This is a genomic window from Chryseobacterium arachidis (genome assembly GCF_900129245.1).
Classification (GTDB): domain Bacteria; phylum Bacteroidota; class Bacteroidia; order Flavobacteriales; family Weeksellaceae; genus Chryseobacterium; species Chryseobacterium arachidis.
In genome coordinates, this window is the sequence record NZ_FQUT01000004.1 from 449,522 (window position 1) to 469,693 (window position 20,172).

General features: G+C 34.5%; 17 protein-coding genes. 4 read left to right on the plus strand and 13 right to left on the minus strand.

Translation table 11 applies throughout. The features are described from left to right. Nucleotides 1-6: 6 nt before the first annotated feature. The 5 genes from BUA89_RS10595 to BUA89_RS10615 all read right to left on the minus strand — a co-directional run bounded on the left by BUA89_RS10595 (nucleotide 7) and on the right by BUA89_RS10615 (nucleotide 8,176). Nucleotides 7-2,148: a DEAD/DEAH box helicase gene (locus BUA89_RS10595; RefSeq protein ID WP_072956964.1), complete on the minus strand. Its 2,142-nt coding sequence runs from the start codon at nucleotides 2,146-2,148 to the stop codon at nucleotides 7-9. Next, nucleotides 2,145-3,461, minus strand: coding sequence for an ATP-binding protein (locus tag BUA89_RS10600; protein ID WP_072956967.1), 1,317 nt, complete (start codon nucleotides 3,459-3,461; stop codon nucleotides 2,145-2,147). The genes BUA89_RS10595 and BUA89_RS10600 overlap by 4 nt, the downstream gene beginning before the upstream one ends. Then, entirely contained in the window at nucleotides 3,451-4,920 is a 1,470-nt protein-coding gene (locus BUA89_RS10605; protein WP_072956971.1) for a tellurite resistance TerB C-terminal domain-containing protein, read from the minus strand. Before BUA89_RS10605 ends, BUA89_RS10600 begins: the two co-directional genes overlap by 11 nt. 274 nt (nucleotides 4,921-5,194) lie before the next feature. Next, on the minus strand, nucleotides 5,195-7,894 hold the full coding sequence (gene ligD / locus BUA89_RS10610; RefSeq protein WP_072956975.1) for a DNA ligase D: 2,700 nt from the start codon (nucleotides 7,892-7,894) through the stop codon (nucleotides 5,195-5,197). Between the two features lie 90 nt (nucleotides 7,895-7,984). After that, nucleotides 7,985-8,176, minus strand: coding sequence for a DUF3606 domain-containing protein (locus BUA89_RS10615; protein WP_072956979.1), 192 nt, complete (start codon nucleotides 8,174-8,176; stop codon nucleotides 7,985-7,987). 295 nt (nucleotides 8,177-8,471) lie between these two features. On the opposite strand from BUA89_RS10615, the gene BUA89_RS22750 reads away from it, so the two are divergent. Beyond that, nucleotides 8,472-8,684 (plus strand): response regulator, encoded by a 213-nt coding sequence (locus BUA89_RS22750; protein WP_083531660.1) that lies wholly within the window; start codon nucleotides 8,472-8,474, stop codon nucleotides 8,682-8,684. A 267-nt stretch (nucleotides 8,685-8,951) separates the two neighbouring features. Beyond that, nucleotides 8,952-9,548, plus strand: coding sequence for a Crp/Fnr family transcriptional regulator (locus BUA89_RS10625; RefSeq protein WP_072956982.1), 597 nt, complete (start codon nucleotides 8,952-8,954; stop codon nucleotides 9,546-9,548). Between the two features lie 428 nt (nucleotides 9,549-9,976). Here BUA89_RS10625 and BUA89_RS10630 read toward each other — a convergent pair whose 3' ends face one another. The 7 genes from BUA89_RS10630 to BUA89_RS10665 form a co-directional block, all read right to left on the minus strand. Beyond that, the gene (locus BUA89_RS10630; RefSeq protein WP_072956985.1) at nucleotides 9,977-11,236 is read right to left on the minus strand and encodes an exodeoxyribonuclease VII large subunit; all 1,260 of its coding nucleotides are present in this window, start codon (nucleotides 11,234-11,236) and stop codon (nucleotides 9,977-9,979) included. A gap of 125 nt (nucleotides 11,237-11,361) precedes the next feature. Next, nucleotides 11,362-11,901 carry a hypothetical protein gene (locus BUA89_RS10635; RefSeq protein WP_072956988.1) on the minus strand — a complete coding sequence of 180 codons (540 nt, stop codon included), beginning with the start codon at nucleotides 11,899-11,901 and terminating at the stop codon, nucleotides 11,362-11,364. 273 nt (nucleotides 11,902-12,174) lie between these two features. After that, on the minus strand, nucleotides 12,175-12,336 hold the full coding sequence (locus tag BUA89_RS23115; protein WP_178362451.1) for a hypothetical protein: 162 nt from the start codon (nucleotides 12,334-12,336) through the stop codon (nucleotides 12,175-12,177). Between the two features lie 433 nt (nucleotides 12,337-12,769). Next, on the minus strand, nucleotides 12,770-13,534 hold the full coding sequence (locus tag BUA89_RS10645) for a transposase (RefSeq protein WP_228420553.1): 765 nt from the start codon (nucleotides 13,532-13,534) through the stop codon (nucleotides 12,770-12,772). An 829-nt stretch (nucleotides 13,535-14,363) separates the two neighbouring features. Beyond that, nucleotides 14,364-14,579 carry a hypothetical protein gene (locus BUA89_RS10655; protein WP_072957002.1) on the minus strand — a complete coding sequence of 72 codons (216 nt, stop codon included), beginning with the start codon at nucleotides 14,577-14,579 and terminating at the stop codon, nucleotides 14,364-14,366. A gap of 14 nt (nucleotides 14,580-14,593) precedes the next feature. Beyond that, nucleotides 14,594-15,703: an aspartyl protease family protein gene (locus BUA89_RS10660; protein WP_072957006.1), complete on the minus strand. Its 1,110-nt coding sequence runs from the start codon at nucleotides 15,701-15,703 to the stop codon at nucleotides 14,594-14,596. Nucleotides 15,704-15,786: 83 nt separating this feature from the next. Beyond that, nucleotides 15,787-16,173: a hypothetical protein gene (locus BUA89_RS10665; RefSeq protein ID WP_072957008.1), complete on the minus strand. Its 387-nt coding sequence runs from the start codon at nucleotides 16,171-16,173 to the stop codon at nucleotides 15,787-15,789. A gap of 429 nt (nucleotides 16,174-16,602) precedes the next feature. Here BUA89_RS10665 and BUA89_RS10670 point away from each other — a divergent pair, with 429 nt between their 5' ends. Continuing rightward, nucleotides 16,603-19,209 (plus strand): tail fiber domain-containing protein, encoded by a 2,607-nt coding sequence (locus tag BUA89_RS10670; RefSeq protein WP_072957011.1) that lies wholly within the window; start codon nucleotides 16,603-16,605, stop codon nucleotides 19,207-19,209. Between the two features lie 376 nt (nucleotides 19,210-19,585). Here the strand turns inward: BUA89_RS10670 and BUA89_RS10675 are convergent, their stop codons facing one another. Beyond that, complete coding sequence (locus tag BUA89_RS10675; RefSeq protein ID WP_072957013.1) at nucleotides 19,586-19,831, minus strand: hypothetical protein; 246 nt, start codon at nucleotides 19,829-19,831, stop codon at nucleotides 19,586-19,588. Nucleotides 19,832-19,999: 168 nt separating this feature from the next. On the opposite strand from BUA89_RS10675, the gene BUA89_RS23120 reads away from it, so the two are divergent. Continuing rightward, nucleotides 20,000-20,158, plus strand: a complete 159-nt coding sequence (locus BUA89_RS23120; RefSeq protein ID WP_178362452.1) for a hypothetical protein — start codon at nucleotides 20,000-20,002, stop codon at nucleotides 20,156-20,158. Nucleotides 20,159-20,172: the final 14 nt, after the last annotated feature.

Consider the following 20,172-nt stretch of genomic DNA (forward strand, 5'->3'; position numbering starts at 1 on the left):
CTTATTTTAATTATTCTCTACAAGTCTAAGGTTCTGTAAAAAATTAAAACATCCTTCAAAATCATATTCTATCTTTTTAAGGATTTCAATTTGAAACTTCAAAGGTAGGTAAGCTCCCCATTTTGAAACATTAATCAATGTAGGATTTAGTTCCAAATGTTTTCTGATAACATCATTTATTTGAGAATCACTCATAGTAAAGGATATTATTGCATGGACAGAGTTAATTTCAGTATTTTTTCCGAAAGTAAACAAAGATTGGTGATCAAAATACTCATGCTCTACTCCTAAGTAATCATATATAAACCCAATCGATTTATTAATTTTAGACCCTGCAAAAGAAAACAATTCTAAATTATCATTGCTATTCATCAAAGGTCGTTGCGTTTCAAAATCATTTACTGAAAATACAGCAAATTCACTTCGCATATCATCAAGAATCATTTGCCCTTCTTTATCTAAAAATTCATACTGTACATTTGAAAATAACACTTCCAGCATCTTCTCCCGTATTCTCTGAGCAGTATCAGCACCATCACTTAAAAATATTGGTTTCTTTCCATCACGAGCAGGAACAACTTCAATTTTATTCATTTCATAATCCACATATTTGATCTTCCAGATCTTCGCAGACAAAAATATGTTTTCATTTTCCTTTATCTGCGGACTTAATGGAAGCTCTCCTATTTTCACTCCCTGACTTGACACCTTAAAGAAAGTGGGTGTATGAAACATGCTATAGAAGTCTTTGTGATTGACAACTATTTCACCTTCTACACCAATGATGTATTCATGACCTAACTTCTCCAAAAAGTCAATTTTCTGGAGATGTACAATAATTTCTTTGACCTCATCTTCGGTTATATGATTAAAAGTAGAATTAGCTGCTATTTTTGTTAGAAGTTCATTCAGATATAAGCCTGAACTTCCTTTCACAATCGATAGAATTTGATGTACTAAAACATCGTAAGGCTTTTCGGTAATCTGAATGGGCTCAATATACTGCTCAGAGTATAATAACCAGCATGCAATAGACTGCAAAAGACTCCATCGGTCAGTCGAATACAAATAAAGATTGCTGGATTTACCTTCTCTTCTCCCACTTCTCCCAACACGCTGTATTAATGATGCAATACTGTGTGTAGCATCAATCTGCACCACCTCATCAACATTTCCAATATCAATTCCTAGTTCTAATGTTGAGGTGCAGGAAATACAGAAATTCTCAACTTTAGCACTCTTTGCAAAAAATTCAACATACTCACGTACTTCTTTGTCAACCGATGAGTGATGCGAAAAATAATTCTGATGTCCTCCTACTCTTTCTGAAATCTTTTTCAACTTAACTGCCACTTCTTCCACCCGTCCTCTTGCATTTGGAAAGACCAAAATTTTAGAATCCCGGGTTCGGACATACAAATCCTTTAGAAGATCAAGAGGCAGCTCTTCAACACTTCCAGGAAAATATTTAAAAAGCGCATTAATGGGTTTTGGAGTAGGATCACGAAGGATTGTTGTGTTTTCAGAATTCCCTAAATAATCTTTAAGTTCAGCGTATTGGTTCACATCACTTACGGTAGCGGATAGTCCAACTACGCTAAAACGATTGCTATTAACTTGCTGAAGCCTGTTTAAAAGCGATTTCAGGTGTATTCCTCTTTCAGAACCTAAAAAAGAATGGATTTCATCAATAACAACATAATCTAATGATGAAAAGAGATGATGAATATTCTGCGGTCTGTTGACAAACATTGCCTCCATAGATTCAGGAGTAATCAAAACAATTCCTTCGGGATTTTTTATCAAATGATCTTTTTGAGCTTTAGAAGCTTCACCATGCCATTTCGTGACTTTCACATCTAAATAGTCACAAAGCTTCTCAACCCTTATGAATTGGTCATTAATCAATGCTATTAATGGAGAAATATATAAAACTTTTACTCCTTTTTCTTTAAAGTTGACTTTTGATAAAATAGGAAGAAAAGCAGCCTCGGTTTTACCTGAAGCTGTTTTTGATATAATGACATAATTGTTATCTGTTCCCAGAATTCTCGGAATACTGGCTTCCTGAATTTTTCTCAAACTCTCCCAACGCTGATCTCTGATGTATTTCCGTATTGGCTCCGAAAGTAAATTGAAGGCTGTCATAACTCTTCGATACTGTCTAAAATTGCCAGATCATTCGGTCTTTCGTCTGAGATTTCTATTTCACCAAACAAACGTTTTTTATCAACCTGAGGATTTTGCCTAATAATATTTAAAATATTCAGAAAATCCCTGATAACTTCTCTGGGTGTTAGGAACTCAGAAGCACCTGGCTTATTGAACATTTCTTCCATAAAGGCAGAAATATCATCATCTGAAACATTTAATGCTGTGTTGTAATTAAAATCAAAGATGAATTTCAATTTTTTCAACAGTACAAATATTTCGTTATGGTCTAATGGCTGTAATTTAATTACTGGTTGAGCATAATCTCTTATCTCAAGACTTTCAAATTTATTACTTTCAAGTCTAGACTTTAGCGCCTGATAGCTAAATAATCCTCTCCTTTCGTTTTCAAGAAATTCTTTAGTTCCGGCGAAATTGATAAATAGATTAGAAACTTTTCCCTGAAAACAGTCGTTATAAATACTCAATATTTTTTCGTAGTTTTTTTCACGTACGGCAGAAGTAGAAATTTTATAAAGATTAATGGCTTCATCCATATTAATCATAAAACCGCTATATCCCATATTCACAAACAGTTTACAGAAATTCTTCAGCATATCATAATAGTTGCTGTCATTAATAATTTCCCTAATTCCTAAATCCTGTCGTGCTTCAGTTTTTGTAGCATATTCTCCTTTAAGCCATTTAAGTGCATTTCTTCTCAGAAGTTCATCGTGAGTAATATATCCATCATAATATTTTACAATGACAGAACCAAAATCAAAACCTCCAACTTCAGTAATTTCGTTCACTGTTTTCATAATGGAATTTCTGATCAAATCTCTATATTGTTCATTTCTAATGTCTGTTAGAGAAATTCTATTTTCCTCAGCTGTTTTTGTGATAACCTGCTCAATCCATTTTTCAAGAAGTGTCGGCAATGCACCGCCTTCAGGTTTAGTCTGGATGGCTATATTATCCATTATCGCAGAATATAAAATAACACTTTTGCCATCATTCGAATACAATCTGTTATCTGGAGTAAAATCAGCGTTTGCAACAACAAACTTCTGCTTCATGGCAACTGTATTAAGAAGATGGAGCATAAATGACTTACCGCTTCCAAAATCTCCTATCCAGAATTTGACAATACTGTGGCCATTCTTCACTTCTTCCAGTGAAGTGATGGCAGCATTCACTTCTTCTGATCTGCCCACCGCTATATGTTGCACACCTATTTTAGGTACAACGCCTCCGGTTAAAGAATTGATTATCGATGTTGCTTCTTTTGGTTTAATATTACTGATCATTGTTAAGTAGTTTTTTAAAGTATTCTTGGTTTATTGTAAAGTATTCATCATCTTCTTCAATAAGAAGATCATCTAGTATATCATAAAGAGTATCATTAATTGCTTCGAGAGTAGCGCCCATAAAAAGGTGTTTTGACCTCATGTAATCTTCAAGTTCTGACTGTAAAATGCTGAAACTGTTTCTTTCGAAGAAATCTAGAACGTCCATTTGTACTTCTGAAAGTGCGAGACTTTGCAGATATTTAAGAATCTTATTTTCAGCAGATGGATTCAGAACGTGCAGTTCTATATTTAAATTTTCTTCAAATTCTATTACAGCCATCTCTTCTTCCTGCATTTCATCATCTGCCAAAAGATCGCCGAGCTTTTGCGAAATTTCAGAATCAAGCCTTTGAACTCGATCAATAGCACTTCGATCAATTACAATTTTCTTTCTTTTGGGTAGATATATATTTGCAATTTTCTGAAAAGCGGATTGTAAATCCCGCGTTATAACAAATTCATTAACAATCTTTTCAAAATCTTCAATCTGATCCTTTGTTGAAAACAAATTTTTCTGTATTGTTTTTGTATGATGCTTCCTATCAAATCGATTGCTATTTAAATCTTTTTCGAGATAACGTAAATAAAGCTTTAGCGAAACAATTTTATCGTGGGTACTTATAAATTTTGAAGCATCAAAATATATTGTATCCAGCGAAGGATTTTTAATATTCACTTCTGCCAACCTCTCAACCTCTCTTTCGAATGATATAGCATTGCTGTAATCAGAAACGATTAAATCAAATTTTTCTTTCCAACGGTTAGTGTTGTTTTCATTGAGGATAATATTAGTTCTGTAATCTGCATCTAAAATTTGGTGTCTGTTACTCTCCAGAAAGATCTCAGCTTTTGACACAATTTTTTTGTAAAATTTTTCTAAAATCGTAGGCTTTATATATTTAAAATCTGTACCAATTTTTCGTTTTATAGAATAAACATCCCTTACATTATTTTCACATAATTTGAGAAGATGATTTAAAATTTCAGACTGAATGGATTCAAAAGTATACTTATAGTTTAAACTGTCTTTTCTGTAGTTGAATTCTAATACAATAATAATTTCAGTGAGTTCATCAATGACTGAAGAATAAGCTCGGTTGACCGGTTTACAGTCTCTTTCGAGAAACTCTATCGTTCTCATAAATTGCTTTAAAATCTGAATACGACAATAGTCGATCTCATTAAAAACATTATTATTAAATGATAAGCGATTAAGAAGTGCACATTGATCTTCGGTTAGAGAAAGCTTTTTTAAATACTTCTGACCGATTTTCCATTCGTTATATTCTTGATTGTATTGAGTATTTATATTGTTTGACATGGGATTTTCCTCATAATTGATCCGAATTTCAGGCATGTCTGAAACATCAATAATAAAATCATTTCCTGATAATGAATTAGGATTTGAGTTTTCCATTAGACGAAGGTTATTGTTTTACTAAGATAATAAACTTTTATTTCTTCATCTAATGTATTAAAAAAAACGAAAATCCTTATCTTAAATAATGAGAATTTTGAGTTGCAGATGAATTCTTATTATAATTATTTTACATAACATCACTGGACTGTACCTTCTCATTTGCTCACCGTGTGCATGATCAGCAAAGTCAATAATCCTATCTAAAACATCTGTTTTGTTCATGATAAAGTATTGTGTTGAAATCTAAATTGATGCACTAATCAATACGATGTTATTCATCCCGAAAATTTGATAATACTCCCATCATATCAATGCCTTTTCCAAGTAAGGGTTTGAATAAATCTCCTACTTCTTTCAAGCGGTCTACAGCGTTAAAAATGGTAAAATCAGACATTTTTAGTCCTCTTTTTACCTCATCCCAATGAAGTGGCATTGACACTGTTGCTCCCGGTTTTGGTCGGACAGAATACACTGAAGCAATGGTTGCATGCGGACGGTTTTGCAGAAAATCCAGATACATCTTTCCCTTTCGATCGGATATCTGTCTTTCAATGCTTGTTATTTTTGGCAGTTCCTGATGGACCATCTTTACAATAATCCTCGCAAATTCCTTGCTCTGTTCATACGTATATTTATTGCCCAATGGAATGTAGATATGAAGACCTGTGGAACCGCTGGTCTTGCAATAACTCGGTACGCCTAGGTCATCTAAAATCTGTTTAGTTACAAGCGCAGTGTCAATGACATCATCGAATGTATTTTTATCGGGGTCAAGATCAATAATACAATATGTAGGATGATCAGGTTTCTTTACGGTACTGTTCCAAGGATTCATTTCAATACAGGCAAGATTTGCCATATACAGTAAGGTGGCTTCATCACTGCCGACCAAATATTGTTTTTCTTTCTTATCAGTCTCGCTTTTATATAGGTACCGTTCAATCCATTCAGGTGCTTTACCGGTAATATCCTTGAAATAAAACCCCTCTTCCGCGATACCGTTCGGGAATCTGTTCATACTCTGTGGTCGCCCTTTAAGATATGGCAGAATATATGGCGCTACCTGATAATAATAATTAATCAAGTCGCATTTTGTGATTTTATCTGCAGGCCAGAAGATCTTATTGAGATTGGTAAATTTCAGTTCGTGCCGATTAATTTTTTTGACCTGTGTGGTTTCTGTAGGATTGAGCAAGGTTCTGCGTTCAGACTTGGACCTAGGCTTTACTAGTGTTTGAGACGAATCGACAATTTCTTCGGTTTGTTTTTCAGTTTCCAACACTACCGTCTTTGCCTTCTTGTCAGTGCGGACTCCTTCAAATGATGGGTGTCTCATCACTCCGTCACTGGTTAACTCAGTATAACTGACCTCACCGATCAGCTCAGGTTTCAACCATGTAACACTGGCATGAGGCGGATTGGGTCTAAAACGGGAAGGTTTATTGACATCCGGTTCCTCAACAAAAGGCACTTTTCTAGTAATCAGCGGTTTAAAAAGCTCCATCATCTCTTTTTGCATTTTTGCATTAAATCCTGTACCTACTTTTCCCGTATAAATCAGTTTTTTGCCTTCATAGACTCCAACCAGCAGGCTGCTGAATAATTTGCTGGAATCATCATTCAGCGTATAGCCACCAATGACGACTTCCTGCCGCTTATTGGCTTTGATTTTAAGCCAGTCTTTTGTTCGATTCTCAGTGTGGTATAAGCTGTCTTTCTTTTTAGCCATAATTCCTTCAAGTCCCATCTTTTTGGCTGCTGCAAGAAATTCAATGCCCGAAGTATGAAAGTCCTGGCTCAACAGAATAGAATTACTCTGTGGCAATACTTGTTCCAGTATCATTTTTCGTTCTGTAAGTGGCAAATCCTTTAAGTCTTTTCCCTTATACCAAAGAATATCAAATACATAATACACCAGGTCACCATCGGCTTCACTTCGCCAGTTTTGCAGCGATCCGAAGTCAGCGGTCCCTTTCTTACCTAAAACGACCACTTCCCCATCGATTATTGCATTAAGGTTCATCTTTTCCAATTCCTTTTGTATAGGATAAAATTTTTCAGAAAAACTTTTGTTGTTTCTTGACTTCAGCTCTACATTTTTGCCGCTCATGAACGCGACCGCACGATAACCATCCCATTTGATTTCATACAGCCAATCTTCACTGTCGAATGGCTCATCAACTAACGTAGCAAGCATAGGTTTAACCTCATGGTAAAACTTTTCTTCAGGTACTTTTTTAAGAAGTGTGTTTATTTTTCGGGTTGAGCTTCTTTTATCATTTGGCTCTACATCCAGCTGGGACTTAACAACTTCAACAGCTTTGTCTGTAGTGACGTTCTTATCTTTTACTGTGCTATTGCGTTTTATAATATTTTCACCATACACCTTATCTGGAGATTTCTCCATTTGGGCGATGGTCTTTTTTGAAACAACAGATTTATCTTTTAAAGTGATATCGGCTTTTGTCGCGTAGCGGTCTTCAAGTTTCATCAAAAGCCATCCATTTTCTCCTCTACCATAGGCTTTTACCAATGCAAATTCCCCTTTGAGTTTTTTACCTTTCAGCTTAATTTTAAGTTTGCCCGAATACAATTGATGCAAAAGATTTTTTTCCTGTTTTTTCAAATCACCTTCTACAGGTTCAGCAGCTTCATATGTACCTTCATCCCAGACAATTACGGTACCTCCGCCATACTGTCCCTTAGGAATTATTCCTTCAAAATTCTTATAATCATACGGATGGTCTTCAACCATCATGGCAAGTCTTTTAATGTCCGGATCAAGCGAAGGACCTTTTGGAACGGCCCAGCTTTTCAAAACGCCATCCATTTCTAAGCGGAAATCATAGTGAAGATGCGAAGCATCATGCTTCTGAATAACAAATCGAAGCTCCGTTCCTGAAGGCTGACCTCCAAAAGGTTCAGGAGTTTTATCTTCCGATCTTTTTTTATGGTAAGCAGATAATTTCATACTGATGGATTTGGATAAAAAATCTTTCTGACCTATGCCAGAAAGATAAGTGTTAATGATAAGCTTTCTGTTATAAAGCTTTAATCAAAGTTATTTTTTATGCTTTTCTTTTAGATAAGCTTCAAGCACTTTACGGTCATTTGACCCCGTCGCACGAATAGCTCCGGTAACTGCTTGTGAACTGACATTCATTTTATCTTTGAAATACTGGATTTCGTAATTTTCCGAACCGCTTACTTTGCTGCGGTCACGCTGATCTTTTTTTGACTTGTTATCTGCCATAATATAATTTTACGTTTAGATGAACAAATAAAATGCCAGCAAATCGTTAAGAATCAATGTTATTGATTAAGATGGTTCAAGGAATATGACTCAGTCAAAGAGTTCAAGTATTGGTTTAATTATTGCTTTGGCAGATGTATGAAGAAAATTTATATTGTTGAAGATAACCCTTGAAATCAGAGATATTTTAGGTATTTCTTACGTCAGAAGGATTTAGCATTACAACTTTTGAAAATATAAAAGACTTTAACAGTCGAAGCTCACAGATAATTCCTGATCTCTACCTCTTAATGTCATGCTTCCAGATGGCTCAGGGTTAGATATTTGTAATCAGATTAAAAGTAATCCTGAGATTACAGCACCAGTAATAATTATGAGCGCTACTGCTAAAATTGATCAAATGAAAAACCATTGCTACCCTGATGACTTTATCGCAAAGCCCTTTGACCTTATGAAATTAGTGGAACGTATCAATGATCTGACTACCAGCAATTCTTTACAAGAATAGTTTTTATTCCGCGAATTAGTGATGGAATCCTAAAAATTTGGCAAATATTTATTGAATTTTAAAAGTAAAAAACTTACTGCATCATTCTAATCAGATCCTGAATATCACATTTTTTAAACAACTCCTATGATTTTCTTGGATTCCATCACTTTAAGAAAACAATTTCGACTGCTGCTATTTTTCTCAACAGTGAGCAAATTCTGTATTGTCATTTTTTTTTGCAATATCTTATAATTGATTATCTTTAATACAATAAACTGAGAACTTATGCTAATCAATCAGGAATTACTGTTTTCATACGGTGGTGAAGTTGCTACATTTAATACCAAAGAATATATTTTTGAAGAAAATCAGACCCCCAGGTATTATCATCAAATAATTTCGGGAGATGTTAAACTTAATCACGTTAGCGAAGATGGTAAGGAACTTATACAAAGTATTCACACAGTTGGCGATAGTGTGTGCGAACTGCTGCTGTTTATTGATGAAAAATATCCTGTAAATGCGGTGACCATTTCTGAATGTACGGTAATGAAAGTTGCTAAACCGGATTTTCTTACCATGCTAAACGATCACCGTGATGTTTCGGAGAATGTCCACAAATACATTTCTTACCGACTATATGAAAAGTTTGTGATGATGCAGAATATCGCTGCCAATTCCGCAGACACCAGAGTAAGAGGGATTCTCAAGTATTTCAAAAACTACAGTAAAGATCAATCTCCTTACTCGTATGAAGTAAAGCTGACACGCCAACAGCTTGCAAGCGTCACCGGGCTCCGGGTTGAAACTGTTATCAGAAGCCTAAAGAAGCTTGAAAAGGAAAAATTGATCACCATAGAGAAAGGTAAGGTGTATTATTGAATCTTTCGTGATACATTTGACTGGACTTAGCCAACACGAAAAAATCTTTACACTTAAGGCACTCATCAATTATCGGACTACAGAAGGAGGGTTGGTATGTCCGGTATCCAATGAGTTCCGTGCTTCATTTCAATTTCCATTTGAGCTTCAAAGGTACATAGGCATCCACAACATCGAAGAAGAAGAACTTATTTTCCCGGTGATTCTGTGAACGTTGAAATAACCTTATTAAATGCTGAATCATTCTTAGGAAGTTATATAAAGGAATGGATTTGAGCTTTCAGATCATTAACGATAGGAAATGGCGTTATAATGGAGGTTTATACTGAAAAATGAGGTAATAACTTCTGAGGAAAAATTTAAATGTAGATAAATTAAATATTGCTTTATCTAACAGGTTAAAGTAGGAACTTTTAATTTGTATAGGATTATCCAAACACTTTCGCCAATAAAAATCCTATCATTAAAGCCACAATGGCCGCAATAATTATTTTGGTATAATCCTGCTTACTTTTCGCTGCTTCGGTAAGCAGTCTTTCATTTTCTTTCTCCAAGACCTCTAATCCCGCTTTCAGGAAAGCCGTTTTCTCGTTAATGGCAGATTGTAGATTCTTTTCATGAAGAAGGGTGATCTGCTTTTTATCATTTTCCATCTGAAGCTGGCTCTGCTTCTGTTGTTCGGTAAAGTTTTTCTGTGTTTCCTGTAGCTGTCTGGCGGAGATTTCCTGAAGTTTTTGAAATTCCTCAGTTTTTTTTGTAAGCTGCTCCGTAAGGGTTTTTACCTGCTCAGAAAACTGTTTGGCAACATCTTTTTTTACTTCATCAATAAGTAAAGCCCTTGAATTGGATTTTTCGTGTGACAGCTTCTCCACAATGGCATGCAGACCTGCCCCGTAATCATGCGGCAGATGAAAGCGCTTATCTGCCAGTTTATCCAAAAGAGTTTCATCAACCGTATGTCCGATAGCCGTTACCGTAACCGCTGATAAATGAATAAAGAGTTTTGATAATTCAATGTCACTGAAGGCTTCCATGCTTTGGCGGTCTCCCCCGCCCCTTACCAAAGCAACAATATCATATTCTGAGGCAGATACCGTTTTGAGCTTATCGGCAATGGATGTTGAAGAAGTGATATTACAGGTATATTCTGAGAGCTGAAAATATTTCTGCGAGACATCAAGCCCTTCGGCGAAGTCTCGTTGCACAATAGCGTTATGTCCATAAATATTAGCAATCCTTATGGGCTCGCCCTTCAGTATTTTATTGCGTATCACGGTCTCCAGATCCTGAGAACCTTTTTCAAGCTTTTCCTGAATCAGCTCATACCGTTGCAGCTCTTCCTCCGAGATCGCTTTTTCCTCCTGCTGAATAATCTCATCCACCACAAACCTGAGCTCAATGGAAGAGTTCTTTATATTTTTTTCAATATAGCCTCTTAATGTATAGACTTCATTGTTTTGAATCTTGGTTCTCAATAATGCGGAGATACGGACAACAATAGCAGTATTATCCGACTCTGAAAACAAAAGGTCGTAGTAATAATTGCCATACGCCTTGCCTAAACCAAAAGAATACCTCCCTTTCAGATACACAAGATTCACGGTTGCATTGATTTTAAGGGCATTACTGAATAACCCCAGCACAGAAGCGGGTGAATAAATCGGATAGGTTGTTTCCTCGGTTTGCATACGTAAGATTGTGATACAAAGGTATTATATTAAAGGGTAACAAATGAGCCCTAAAAATAATTTTAAGTTGCAGCAAAGGTTGTTTTTAAGAGTTATAGATCATTATAAGCACTCAGAGCAGATTATTAAATTGCTACATTTACTATTTGTTTAAGATCAAAAACTTCGGCCGGTAAGAAAGAAGCCTTATTTTCAAACGTTAAAATATCTCCGTCAAGTTTGAAATTTTTAAAGTTGGCATCCGACATTGTTCTCCAAACTTTCTCATAATCTCTAAGAATAAACCTTTTTTCGTCAGAATCCCTTAGCAAAGCCAACTTTGCATTTTCTACTGAAATATCCATCACAATGCTGTACGTTTCTTTATTATACTTCAGTTTTTTCTTAAATAAAAGACCGGCGTGTTTCCATTCTTCATTTCTAAGTTCTTCTAATGAATCGATAACTTCAGATTTATCTGCTACAAAATAGTCGTCAGACAAATTATTAAACAGAACCTTCCATTTCTCTATCAGAAAATCTTTTCTGTCCTGATCTGAAAATAAATTCCAATCTCTATTTTTTGTAGATATTGATAAATTTATAATACCACCTTGAACATTTTTCCCGTAGTAAAGTTCTTTGAAATTTTCTGCATTATCGCTTTCCAAATCATCATGAAACATCAGCGTAATCCTTTGAATTTTTTTTCTCTATTTATTTTATCCTGAATTGCCCGTATTAAAAGGATTTCCAATAGAGTACGATAATTAACTATTTCATTATATTTCTCTGTATCGCCAGTATAGATCATGAACCGAATATTTTTCATTAATTGTAATTTATAATTTTTTTTTAATCAAATTGTTCAGGTGGTAGAAAGAATGTTTTATTTTCAAATGTTAAAGTATTTTTTCTATTAATCTGAAAGCAAATTCCAATCTATATTCTTAAGCCACTTATAAACCAGATTGTGAAGCTCCTTGTTGTATCAAAGCAATCGTGAAAGGATCTGTGAAAATTATTCCGCCAGCGGTCATTCCACAACCATTTCTCCCTCTTCTAGATAAATCGAAAGAATCTGTTCCTAAAAATTCTTCAAAAGAATGCCTATTTTTCACTAATTTTATTGAAATTCAATGAGTTAATTGTTTAAAAATTGTAATCACTAAATTTGATACATGACCCTACTCCATTCTTATCTAACAGATTAAATTGAGTTATTCTAATTTTACTTTTCTAAATTTTGACAGAAACAAATTGTTATTAGGAAAATAACCAACAATATTGGTTATTAACCATTCATCATTTTCTTTTGTAAGTATAAATTCACCAACTATACCGTACTTATAATTTGTGATATAAACTTTTGATAAATTTAATGTAAAGTAATTACCCACATTGTCAATTTTAAACAATCTAAATTTATTTTTATCTGAAATGATGTCATTAAAAAATAGAGTGTTTAGATTCAAAGAATCATTTATATTAAAAGTGCCTGATTTTTTTTTAATACTAAAATCAAATAATATTTTATTTTTATCATAAATCTGTTTAAACTTTTATTTTTCTGAGAAACAAAATAGAAAAAGCCAGATAATGCAAGTTCATCCATGTAATATTTAAAGTTTCAAACCTTATTAATAGTGCTTTGAAGCTATCCAGCCATGCATTTGCTTTTTCTATTTTGAATCTTCTTTTATAAAGTTCGGAATCAAAATATTTTTCATGCTCTGTATTTCCATTACGTGGATTCTCTTTAATATTGGCAATCATTTCTTTTTTCTCAAGAATATCTCTGCATTTTTTACCGTCAAAACCTGAATCTGCATTCAGGAATAATCCTTTACACTCTATATCAGCTTCATCCAAAAGAACAAAAACCTCCTCTAAAGTTTCTTCAATCTGATAAAGGTCATGATGTTCTCCGCTCACCGGCTCTCCCATTGAAAGCATTTGTCCCTGATTATCACAAAGGAAGATACAATTACTGGTCTTTGATGATTTTCTTCCCTGATAACCTACCGATTCGCCACCAGTTTTACTGCGCGTATGACTTCCGTCCATCTGAACACAGGAGAGATCTAAATTTCTTTTATTCTTTTTAAGAAGGGAAACCCAAATTCGCTTGAAAGAACCATCCTTACTCCATTTATTAAAATAATAATAAATCAGTTGCCAACTGATTCCCTGATTTGTAAAGTACTCTTTAAGACTCAGCTCGCGCCATTGGCAGCCTGTTTTTAAACGCTTAATAATGAGTTGAAAGATTTTCCCTAAATCAAATCTTGTTGAAAATCCCCGTTTTCCCCTGCTCAAATGAGGAATTATCCATTTTTCCAGTTTATCTTTGCTTATGAGTTCCAGATTTTAGTTATTTTAAGTTGCAATCCAAAATTGCTAATTTTCTGCATACTCTTTCTGTAAAAAAAGTTTAAACAGGTTTCATAATAATATATGCTATCCTTCATAAAGATCTGATTTTTAATAGAAAAATTATTGGAAAAATATTTGAATTCTCCACTTATATAACTCTCGTCTTCTTTAATATTGGAACTAATTACAAGACTTGGTTCGTTGACTTTATATTTTTTTTGAAATGAATTATCAATTATATCCTGCTTTTCTTTACAATTAAAAAAAAACAACCAAAAAGAACATACAATTATTATATTTACTCTCATTGTTTCCTATTTTTTAGGTTCTTTAAGAATCTGTTGCAATTCTTTTTGATTTTTATTTAGTCTCCTGTAATTCTTGTCATTGAAACTTATAATTCCTTAAATTCGAATGTGAAAAGAATGCGTTACCGGTTTTAAGATGGTTCATTCCGAACGGATAATAATCATTGCTGTCAACAATCTCCTTCGCCCCTGCACTGCGTTTGGCAAACTTATCCTGACATTTTCTAAATTACCCTTATACTGGTAAATATTGATTTATTGTATAATCGTAAAAGCCTTCGCCGTGGGGAAAAACTGTAATTCTGCAGTCTTGAGTACGTTGAGAAAAGTCGGTTCAATAGTAGGTTCCAAAATACCTATAAGCGTAAATGCTTCGGGTTCATAAGCCCTTTTAATCATCCTCATATCCGTGCTTTCTCAGAGATCACCGCCGCCAGGCACGCCAGGCCCTGAACTGGTAGCATTCAAATATTGGAAGCCATCCAGGTAATCCGTTGTTTCCTTAGAAGAAATCTTCCTGCAATACCAACGGACATTTTAAGGCTCTCATTTCTTACTTTTACTACATCAGCTCTGTATTTTGTCGAAATATCATTGGTGATCTGACCAAAACCAATATGCACTGCATTAGTAAGATTCAAATAATTGTATCCAATTCCTGTAATACCAAGATCAAACAATCAGGCTACTTTTCTTAATTTAAGTACTTTAAAACATTTTCCTTTTCTAAAGTAAATTTTTTATTGGAATCATTTTCTATGATAATTGTTTCACTGTTATCCAATATCTTTCTTATTTCACAATATTTTTCTGCTGCTATTTTGGAAACATCCAAGCCATTTATTTTGAGAATTTTATCTCCCAAACTCAATTCCGACAATGAAGGAATTCGAAGCTTATTGACAACAATAATATTATTATCAAGAGGAGCTAAAGAAATCCCAAAACTAGCATATTCAAGGGTCTTATCTGTAGGATTTAAAATAATATTATTATTGATAAAATCAAGATCAATCAAATAATTTTCTATAAATCTTATACCTATCAGGTTCAATGGATCAGTACTGCTATCAATAATTTGATTATGTAATGCAGCTTTATTGAATTCTATATCCATCAAATCAACATATCTCTCTCCCTTATTTATACTATTTAAACCTTGGGATAACAGCCCTTCGAAAGTCAGGAAATTGCTATCTTTTATTGAATTATATAAATTTTGACTAAGAGTAATACCCATTCCGGAACCAGAGTCAAATATGAATTCAACATCTTGATTCCTAATTTTACCTTTTACTCTGGGAACACTCGTGAAATTATCCTCTGCAAAGGGTATAGTAATGGAAGTGGATGAATTTGTTAGCGATTTATCAAACACACTAATTGTTCTTGTTTTAAAATCAATCCTCCATACTTTGCCTTTCATCATATTAGCACCTAATATTCCGCTAATCTTTTTACAAGCTCTGCCGGTCATCCAACTAACATCTGTAAAAGAAAAGTTTACATTTTTAAATTTTAGATCAGATACCTGTAAATCATTTGTTGTAAAAACATCCATTTTTGATTTAACATCATGTGCATCGCTAGCTTCAAAAATTACACTACTTTTTTTCTCATTGATTTTACCTTTTAATTCTGAAGAAATAATAGTAAAAGCACCGGTATCAAATAGGAAGTAATGTTTTTCTTTTTTAATATCCACAGGTATAAATATTTTCCCATCAATTAATTCGAAAGGTATTGTTGTGGCTTGGTACAAAAAGGAAAATAGTAAGAAAAGTATAAAAAAATATTTTTTCATGTTAATTGTAATGGTGACAGACAAATATAAGATATAAAATTAAATAATGGCTGCCTTATAGGGGGCAGCCATTGTTAAACATATTACCAAGTCCATTTAACAATAACGGTACCTGTTACAGTAGTTGAACCAGTTTGAGGATTAGTTGATGTACTTACACTTGTAGAAAGTTCTTTTTTCTTCTTTCCTCTGGAAGCAAAAGCAGAAGGAGGTGTCGTATCTTGCATTTCAATAGGAATTTGTCCTAAAAACCCACTTGCTAAGCTAAATCCGGTGATTCTTAAATCTACGGTTTCAAGCTCTTTTAAATAAGACTGTTGCTCATCACTCAGTTCAAAATTTTCGGAAATGAATTCAACTGGATTATTTGCAACATATTCGGAAATTTTTAGTCTCTCTTCGATTGATAAAGCATTAACTTCTTTTTGTTTCGCTTGTACTCCTTCTGGAGTAAATGGCATTTTTTTCATGATGGTTTAATTAATTGGTTGGAAATTGGTTAGGTAAGAAAATAATTCCCCGGGGCTATTATCATTTAATTACTAATACAAAAGTAATTGGGCAAAGCGCCAAAACTCGACGTATTAAAATTTATTAGTGTTATTTTTATCTTGGAAGAGTAATTGTATAGAATTTCTACTGCATAATCCTTAAATTTTATAGAGTTAAATGTCTTCCATGATTATCATAAATAGTAATTTATCATGTACCAACTTTTTATGATCACAATCAAATTTGAATAATTTGATCAGCATCTGCAGTTATAATATTTCAATAAGTAGTGAAATTTAACATTTAGATTACATTAGCATAGAAAATATTTTATTAAATTTACATTACCACACTAAATCAATAATTTAAGCTTGAATAAAGCACCAATCACAAAATTTTAATAGAATATGAAAAATTTACTTTTTCCTATTGTAATGGCATCTACCACCTTTACAATACAGTTCAAGGCACAGGTAGGTATTTTTACACCTTCACCTCAATCTACCTTAGACATTACTGCAAAAAACAGTAGTGGCACATCTACTACAATTGATGGACTTTTAATTCCAAGAGTAGACAGAGAAAGAGCCCAAAGTATGACTTCCGCCCCGATCTCAACAATGATCTATGTACAAAATATCGATACAGGGACGCAAGCTGGAACCGCCTTAAATATAGATACTGTAGGATATTATTATTTTGACGGAACTGTATGGGCAAAACTGAATCCGGATATCAGCATTTATAATTCAAACGGAACACTCTCCGGTAATCGGATTGTTTCTCAGGCTGGCAATACCCTTACCTTTAATACAAATCAGACGAACGGATTTTCAGTTGCCGGAAATAATTTTTCTGTCGACGGGGCAAATAACAGATTAGGCTTTGGAACTGTCAGCCCCTCAGCAAAAATAGAAATTGTTTCAGATAATGCAGGTGGTGGTAATGGCAATGATATATATTTTAATGGTTTTGGAACTTCGATTGCGCCTGGGCTTTTTCTAGGTAGCGCAAGAGGAACTGCCGCTGCTCCGGCCAATCTTATTAATGGTGATATAATAGGAGGGCTATATTTTAATCCAAGGATAGGTGAAAACTTTACTTTTACCAATGCTTCAAACGTTACTTCCACTTATTTGGGAAACGGCGTAACTAATTTAACGGATTTGAATTTTTCAACTTCAGGAACAAACAGGATGACAATAAATGAATTAGGCAACATTGGTATCGGCACTACTGCTCCAACCACCCTATTAGATGTGAACGGAAATGCAAGAGTACGTAATCTTCCAACAGGTGCAACGACAGACAATGTAATTACTACAGATGCAAACGGGAATTTAAGACAGGTAGCCGCAGGAACTTTTAATGCGAACAGTAACTGGACAAAAATCGGAAATGCGGCTACAGATCCTAACACTAATTTTATTGGTACCACTGACGTTCAGGATTTTGTAACCCGTACTAATAATACTGAAAAAATGAGAGTGACATCAGCAGGAAATGTGGGTATAGGTACTGCAACTCCAGAAGGAAAACTTGTTATAGCATCAACACCCTCTACACAGGCATTAATTGCCAGGACAACTGCTTTGGCTACAAACCAGTTTTTACAGGGAACGATTACTGACGGTACCATTACCAATGCGTGGGGAATCCAAAATAATAGTGACGCTGTATTTTATGGGTCCAGCTCAGCTTCCAACTTAAGTTTACGTACGGGAACCATTAACAGGCTTTTTATTGAAAATGCGACAGGAAATATTGGTATTGCCAACAATGCACCAACCAATACTCTTGATGTAAATGGTGGAGCAAGAGTACGTACTTTACCTACAGGGGCTGCTGCCGATAATGTTATCACTACAGATGCCAACGGAAACTTGAGACAAATTACCGCAGCAACTTTTGGTGCAGCAAATAATTGGAGTAAGACTGGAAACGCTGGAACCACACCAGCAACTAATTTTGTCGGAACAACTGATGCTCAGGATTTTGTTACCCGCTCAAATAATACGGAAAGAATGAGGGTAACCTCAACAGGTAATGTGGGAGTAGGAACAAGTACGCCAACCGCAGCATTTCATGTGGTAACTACTGCAGCAGGAGGAATGATCAGTGAAAGAGCAACTGCTGGAACAGGTACAGGATCACCAGCATATCTTGTTTTAAGAAGAAATAAAGCCACAACTCCCACCAGTAATGCAGCTGTAATAAGCGGTGACGGTCTGGGTGCTGTATCGTTTGTAGGTAATAACGGAACTGGATTTACAGCGGATGTAATAAATGGGGTATCTATGGTATATTCTGAAGCTACCGAAACATTTAGTTCTACCGCCGCGGGATCCCGTTTGGAATTTAGAACAGTGCCCAACGGAACTTTAACGAATGTCACCCGTATGAGAATTGAGCAGGATGGTAAAGTAGGAATAGGAGCTCAGGCAACAAGTGGAAGACTTACAGTTGCCGGAAGTGGTGCAGGTTCTACACCTATGCTATCATTAACAAATACAAATGTAACGGGAAACCCTACTTTAAACATATATCCAGGATACACTTCAAACGGATCTTCTATTGTTGAAGGCAATCAATATTCTGTTGTTTTTGATCAGGATCCCGGGACTTCATCAGGTACTACTCAGTCATTATATGATTTCCATGGCCAGCTTCGAGCAGTATCTACTTCCAGCCTTTCCGATAGAAGAATCAAGGAGGATATAACAAATATGAATCAATATGGCTTAAAAGAAGTACTAAAAATGCAAACTCATAATTATATTCTTAAGAAATCCAAAACTAAAGATATTGGGTTTATAGCTCAGGAATTACAAGCTATTGTTCCTGAACTCGTAAAAGGAGAAGAAAACGAGAACTCTTTGCTCTCTGTTGATTATTCTAAAGTATCCCTTATCCTTGTTAATGCCATAAAAGAACAACAAAAAACTATTGAAGATCAGTATAAGATGATCCAGGATCTTCAAGCGGACATTACTTCTTTGAAGACGAAAAAATGATATAATTCAAGTGAATTTCTGTTCCAGTCTTTGGATGAAGAGTTCAAATTCTCTAAAATCAAAATATTAATTGATTCTGAAAACACAAAAAAAGTTCGTTAACTCTTTAACGGACTTTTTTGATTTTTACGGTTATTTTTTCTTTTCTTTTAAAATTATTTACTTCTAATAATTTTGTAAAATTTCGATTTACTTCCAGTATTAAAGCTTTCATAATTTTCTCTACTGAAGCCACTCCCATTGATTTGAGATATTCTCCAAAAAGAAAAAAGTCTGAATCTACGAACTTTTCTCTTTAGAATATTATCTTATATTATCTAGGGTGTAACATAATGGTAGGTAAAAGTTTTAATATCAGTCATCCCAATAGGGTAATTTATAAGTTGTCCAACAGAGTTATACTTAATATGACACCATATGTGTTTGCTTGTAAGTATAGAGCGGTGGCTATTGGACCAAATGGATCACTTGCAGGGAGCCCAATTGTAGTGGATTGATTAAATCCTACTGCTTGTGTAGTATAGTTGGGGTATTCTAACTCATCTACAGATTCAACATAGCCAGTTACAGCATCATTAGAATCAAAATTGATTTTATACCATGAATACGGTAAATTCTCCATAAAATAATATTGAGTCAACAGAGTTTGTATTATTGTATTATGTTTACTGCCCCAAATAAATAAAAGTATTTATCAGTTTTAGGATAGACCAGATTCACTACCCTGTCAATATTCCCTGATTTTTTCAGGTTCTTTTTGTTCTCAGCGGTAACTCCTGGCCTAAAATTTATGATTAAGGTTAAGCTCTCTTCTGATCCCGTAAAGATTAACGGCCACTTCTCCCTGATCATTGGTTTGCAGGATAACTGGACATCCATTTTACTGACTGCTGTTCTGAGATTTATTGTAATGGGAATCAAAGTATTAGCCTTATCATCTGAGCAGTGAGTCCATGACATTCA

Coding starts and splice junctions, on each gene's coding strand:
- BUA89_RS23120 (WP_178362452.1), top strand. CDS start 20,000: ATGATTAAGGTTAAGCTCTCTTCTGATCCCGTAAAGATTAACGGCCAC.
- BUA89_RS10600 (WP_072956967.1), bottom strand. CDS start 3,461: ATGATCAGTAATATTAAACCAAAAGAAGCAACATCGATAATCAATTCT.
- BUA89_RS10670 (WP_072957011.1), top strand. CDS start 16,603: ATGAAAAATTTACTTTTTCCTATTGTAATGGCATCTACCACCTTTACA.
- BUA89_RS10675 (WP_072957013.1), bottom strand. CDS start 19,831: ATGGAGAATTTACCGTATTCATGGTATAAAATCAATTTTGATTCTAAT.
- BUA89_RS10630 (WP_072956985.1), bottom strand. CDS start 11,236: ATGCAAACCGAGGAAACAACCTATCCGATTTATTCACCCGCTTCTGTG.
- ligD (WP_072956975.1), bottom strand. CDS start 7,894: ATGAAATTATCTGCTTACCATAAAAAAAGATCGGAAGATAAAACTCCT.
- BUA89_RS10595 (WP_072956964.1), bottom strand. CDS start 2,148: ATGACAGCCTTCAATTTACTTTCGGAGCCAATACGGAAATACATCAGA.
- BUA89_RS10665 (WP_072957008.1), bottom strand. CDS start 16,173: ATGAAAAAAATGCCATTTACTCCAGAAGGAGTACAAGCGAAACAAAAA.
- BUA89_RS10635 (WP_072956988.1), bottom strand. CDS start 11,901: ATGTTTCATGATGATTTGGAAAGCGATAATGCAGAAAATTTCAAAGAA.
- BUA89_RS10625 (WP_072956982.1), top strand. CDS start 8,952: ATGCTAATCAATCAGGAATTACTGTTTTCATACGGTGGTGAAGTTGCT.
- BUA89_RS22750 (WP_083531660.1), top strand. CDS start 8,472: ATGCTTCCAGATGGCTCAGGGTTAGATATTTGTAATCAGATTAAAAGT.
- BUA89_RS10615 (WP_072956979.1), bottom strand. CDS start 8,176: ATGGCAGATAACAAGTCAAAAAAAGATCAGCGTGACCGCAGCAAAGTA.
- BUA89_RS10660 (WP_072957006.1), bottom strand. CDS start 15,703: ATGAAAAAATATTTTTTTATACTTTTCTTACTATTTTCCTTTTTGTAC.
- BUA89_RS10605 (WP_072956971.1), bottom strand. CDS start 4,920: ATGGAAAACTCAAATCCTAATTCATTATCAGGAAATGATTTTATTATT.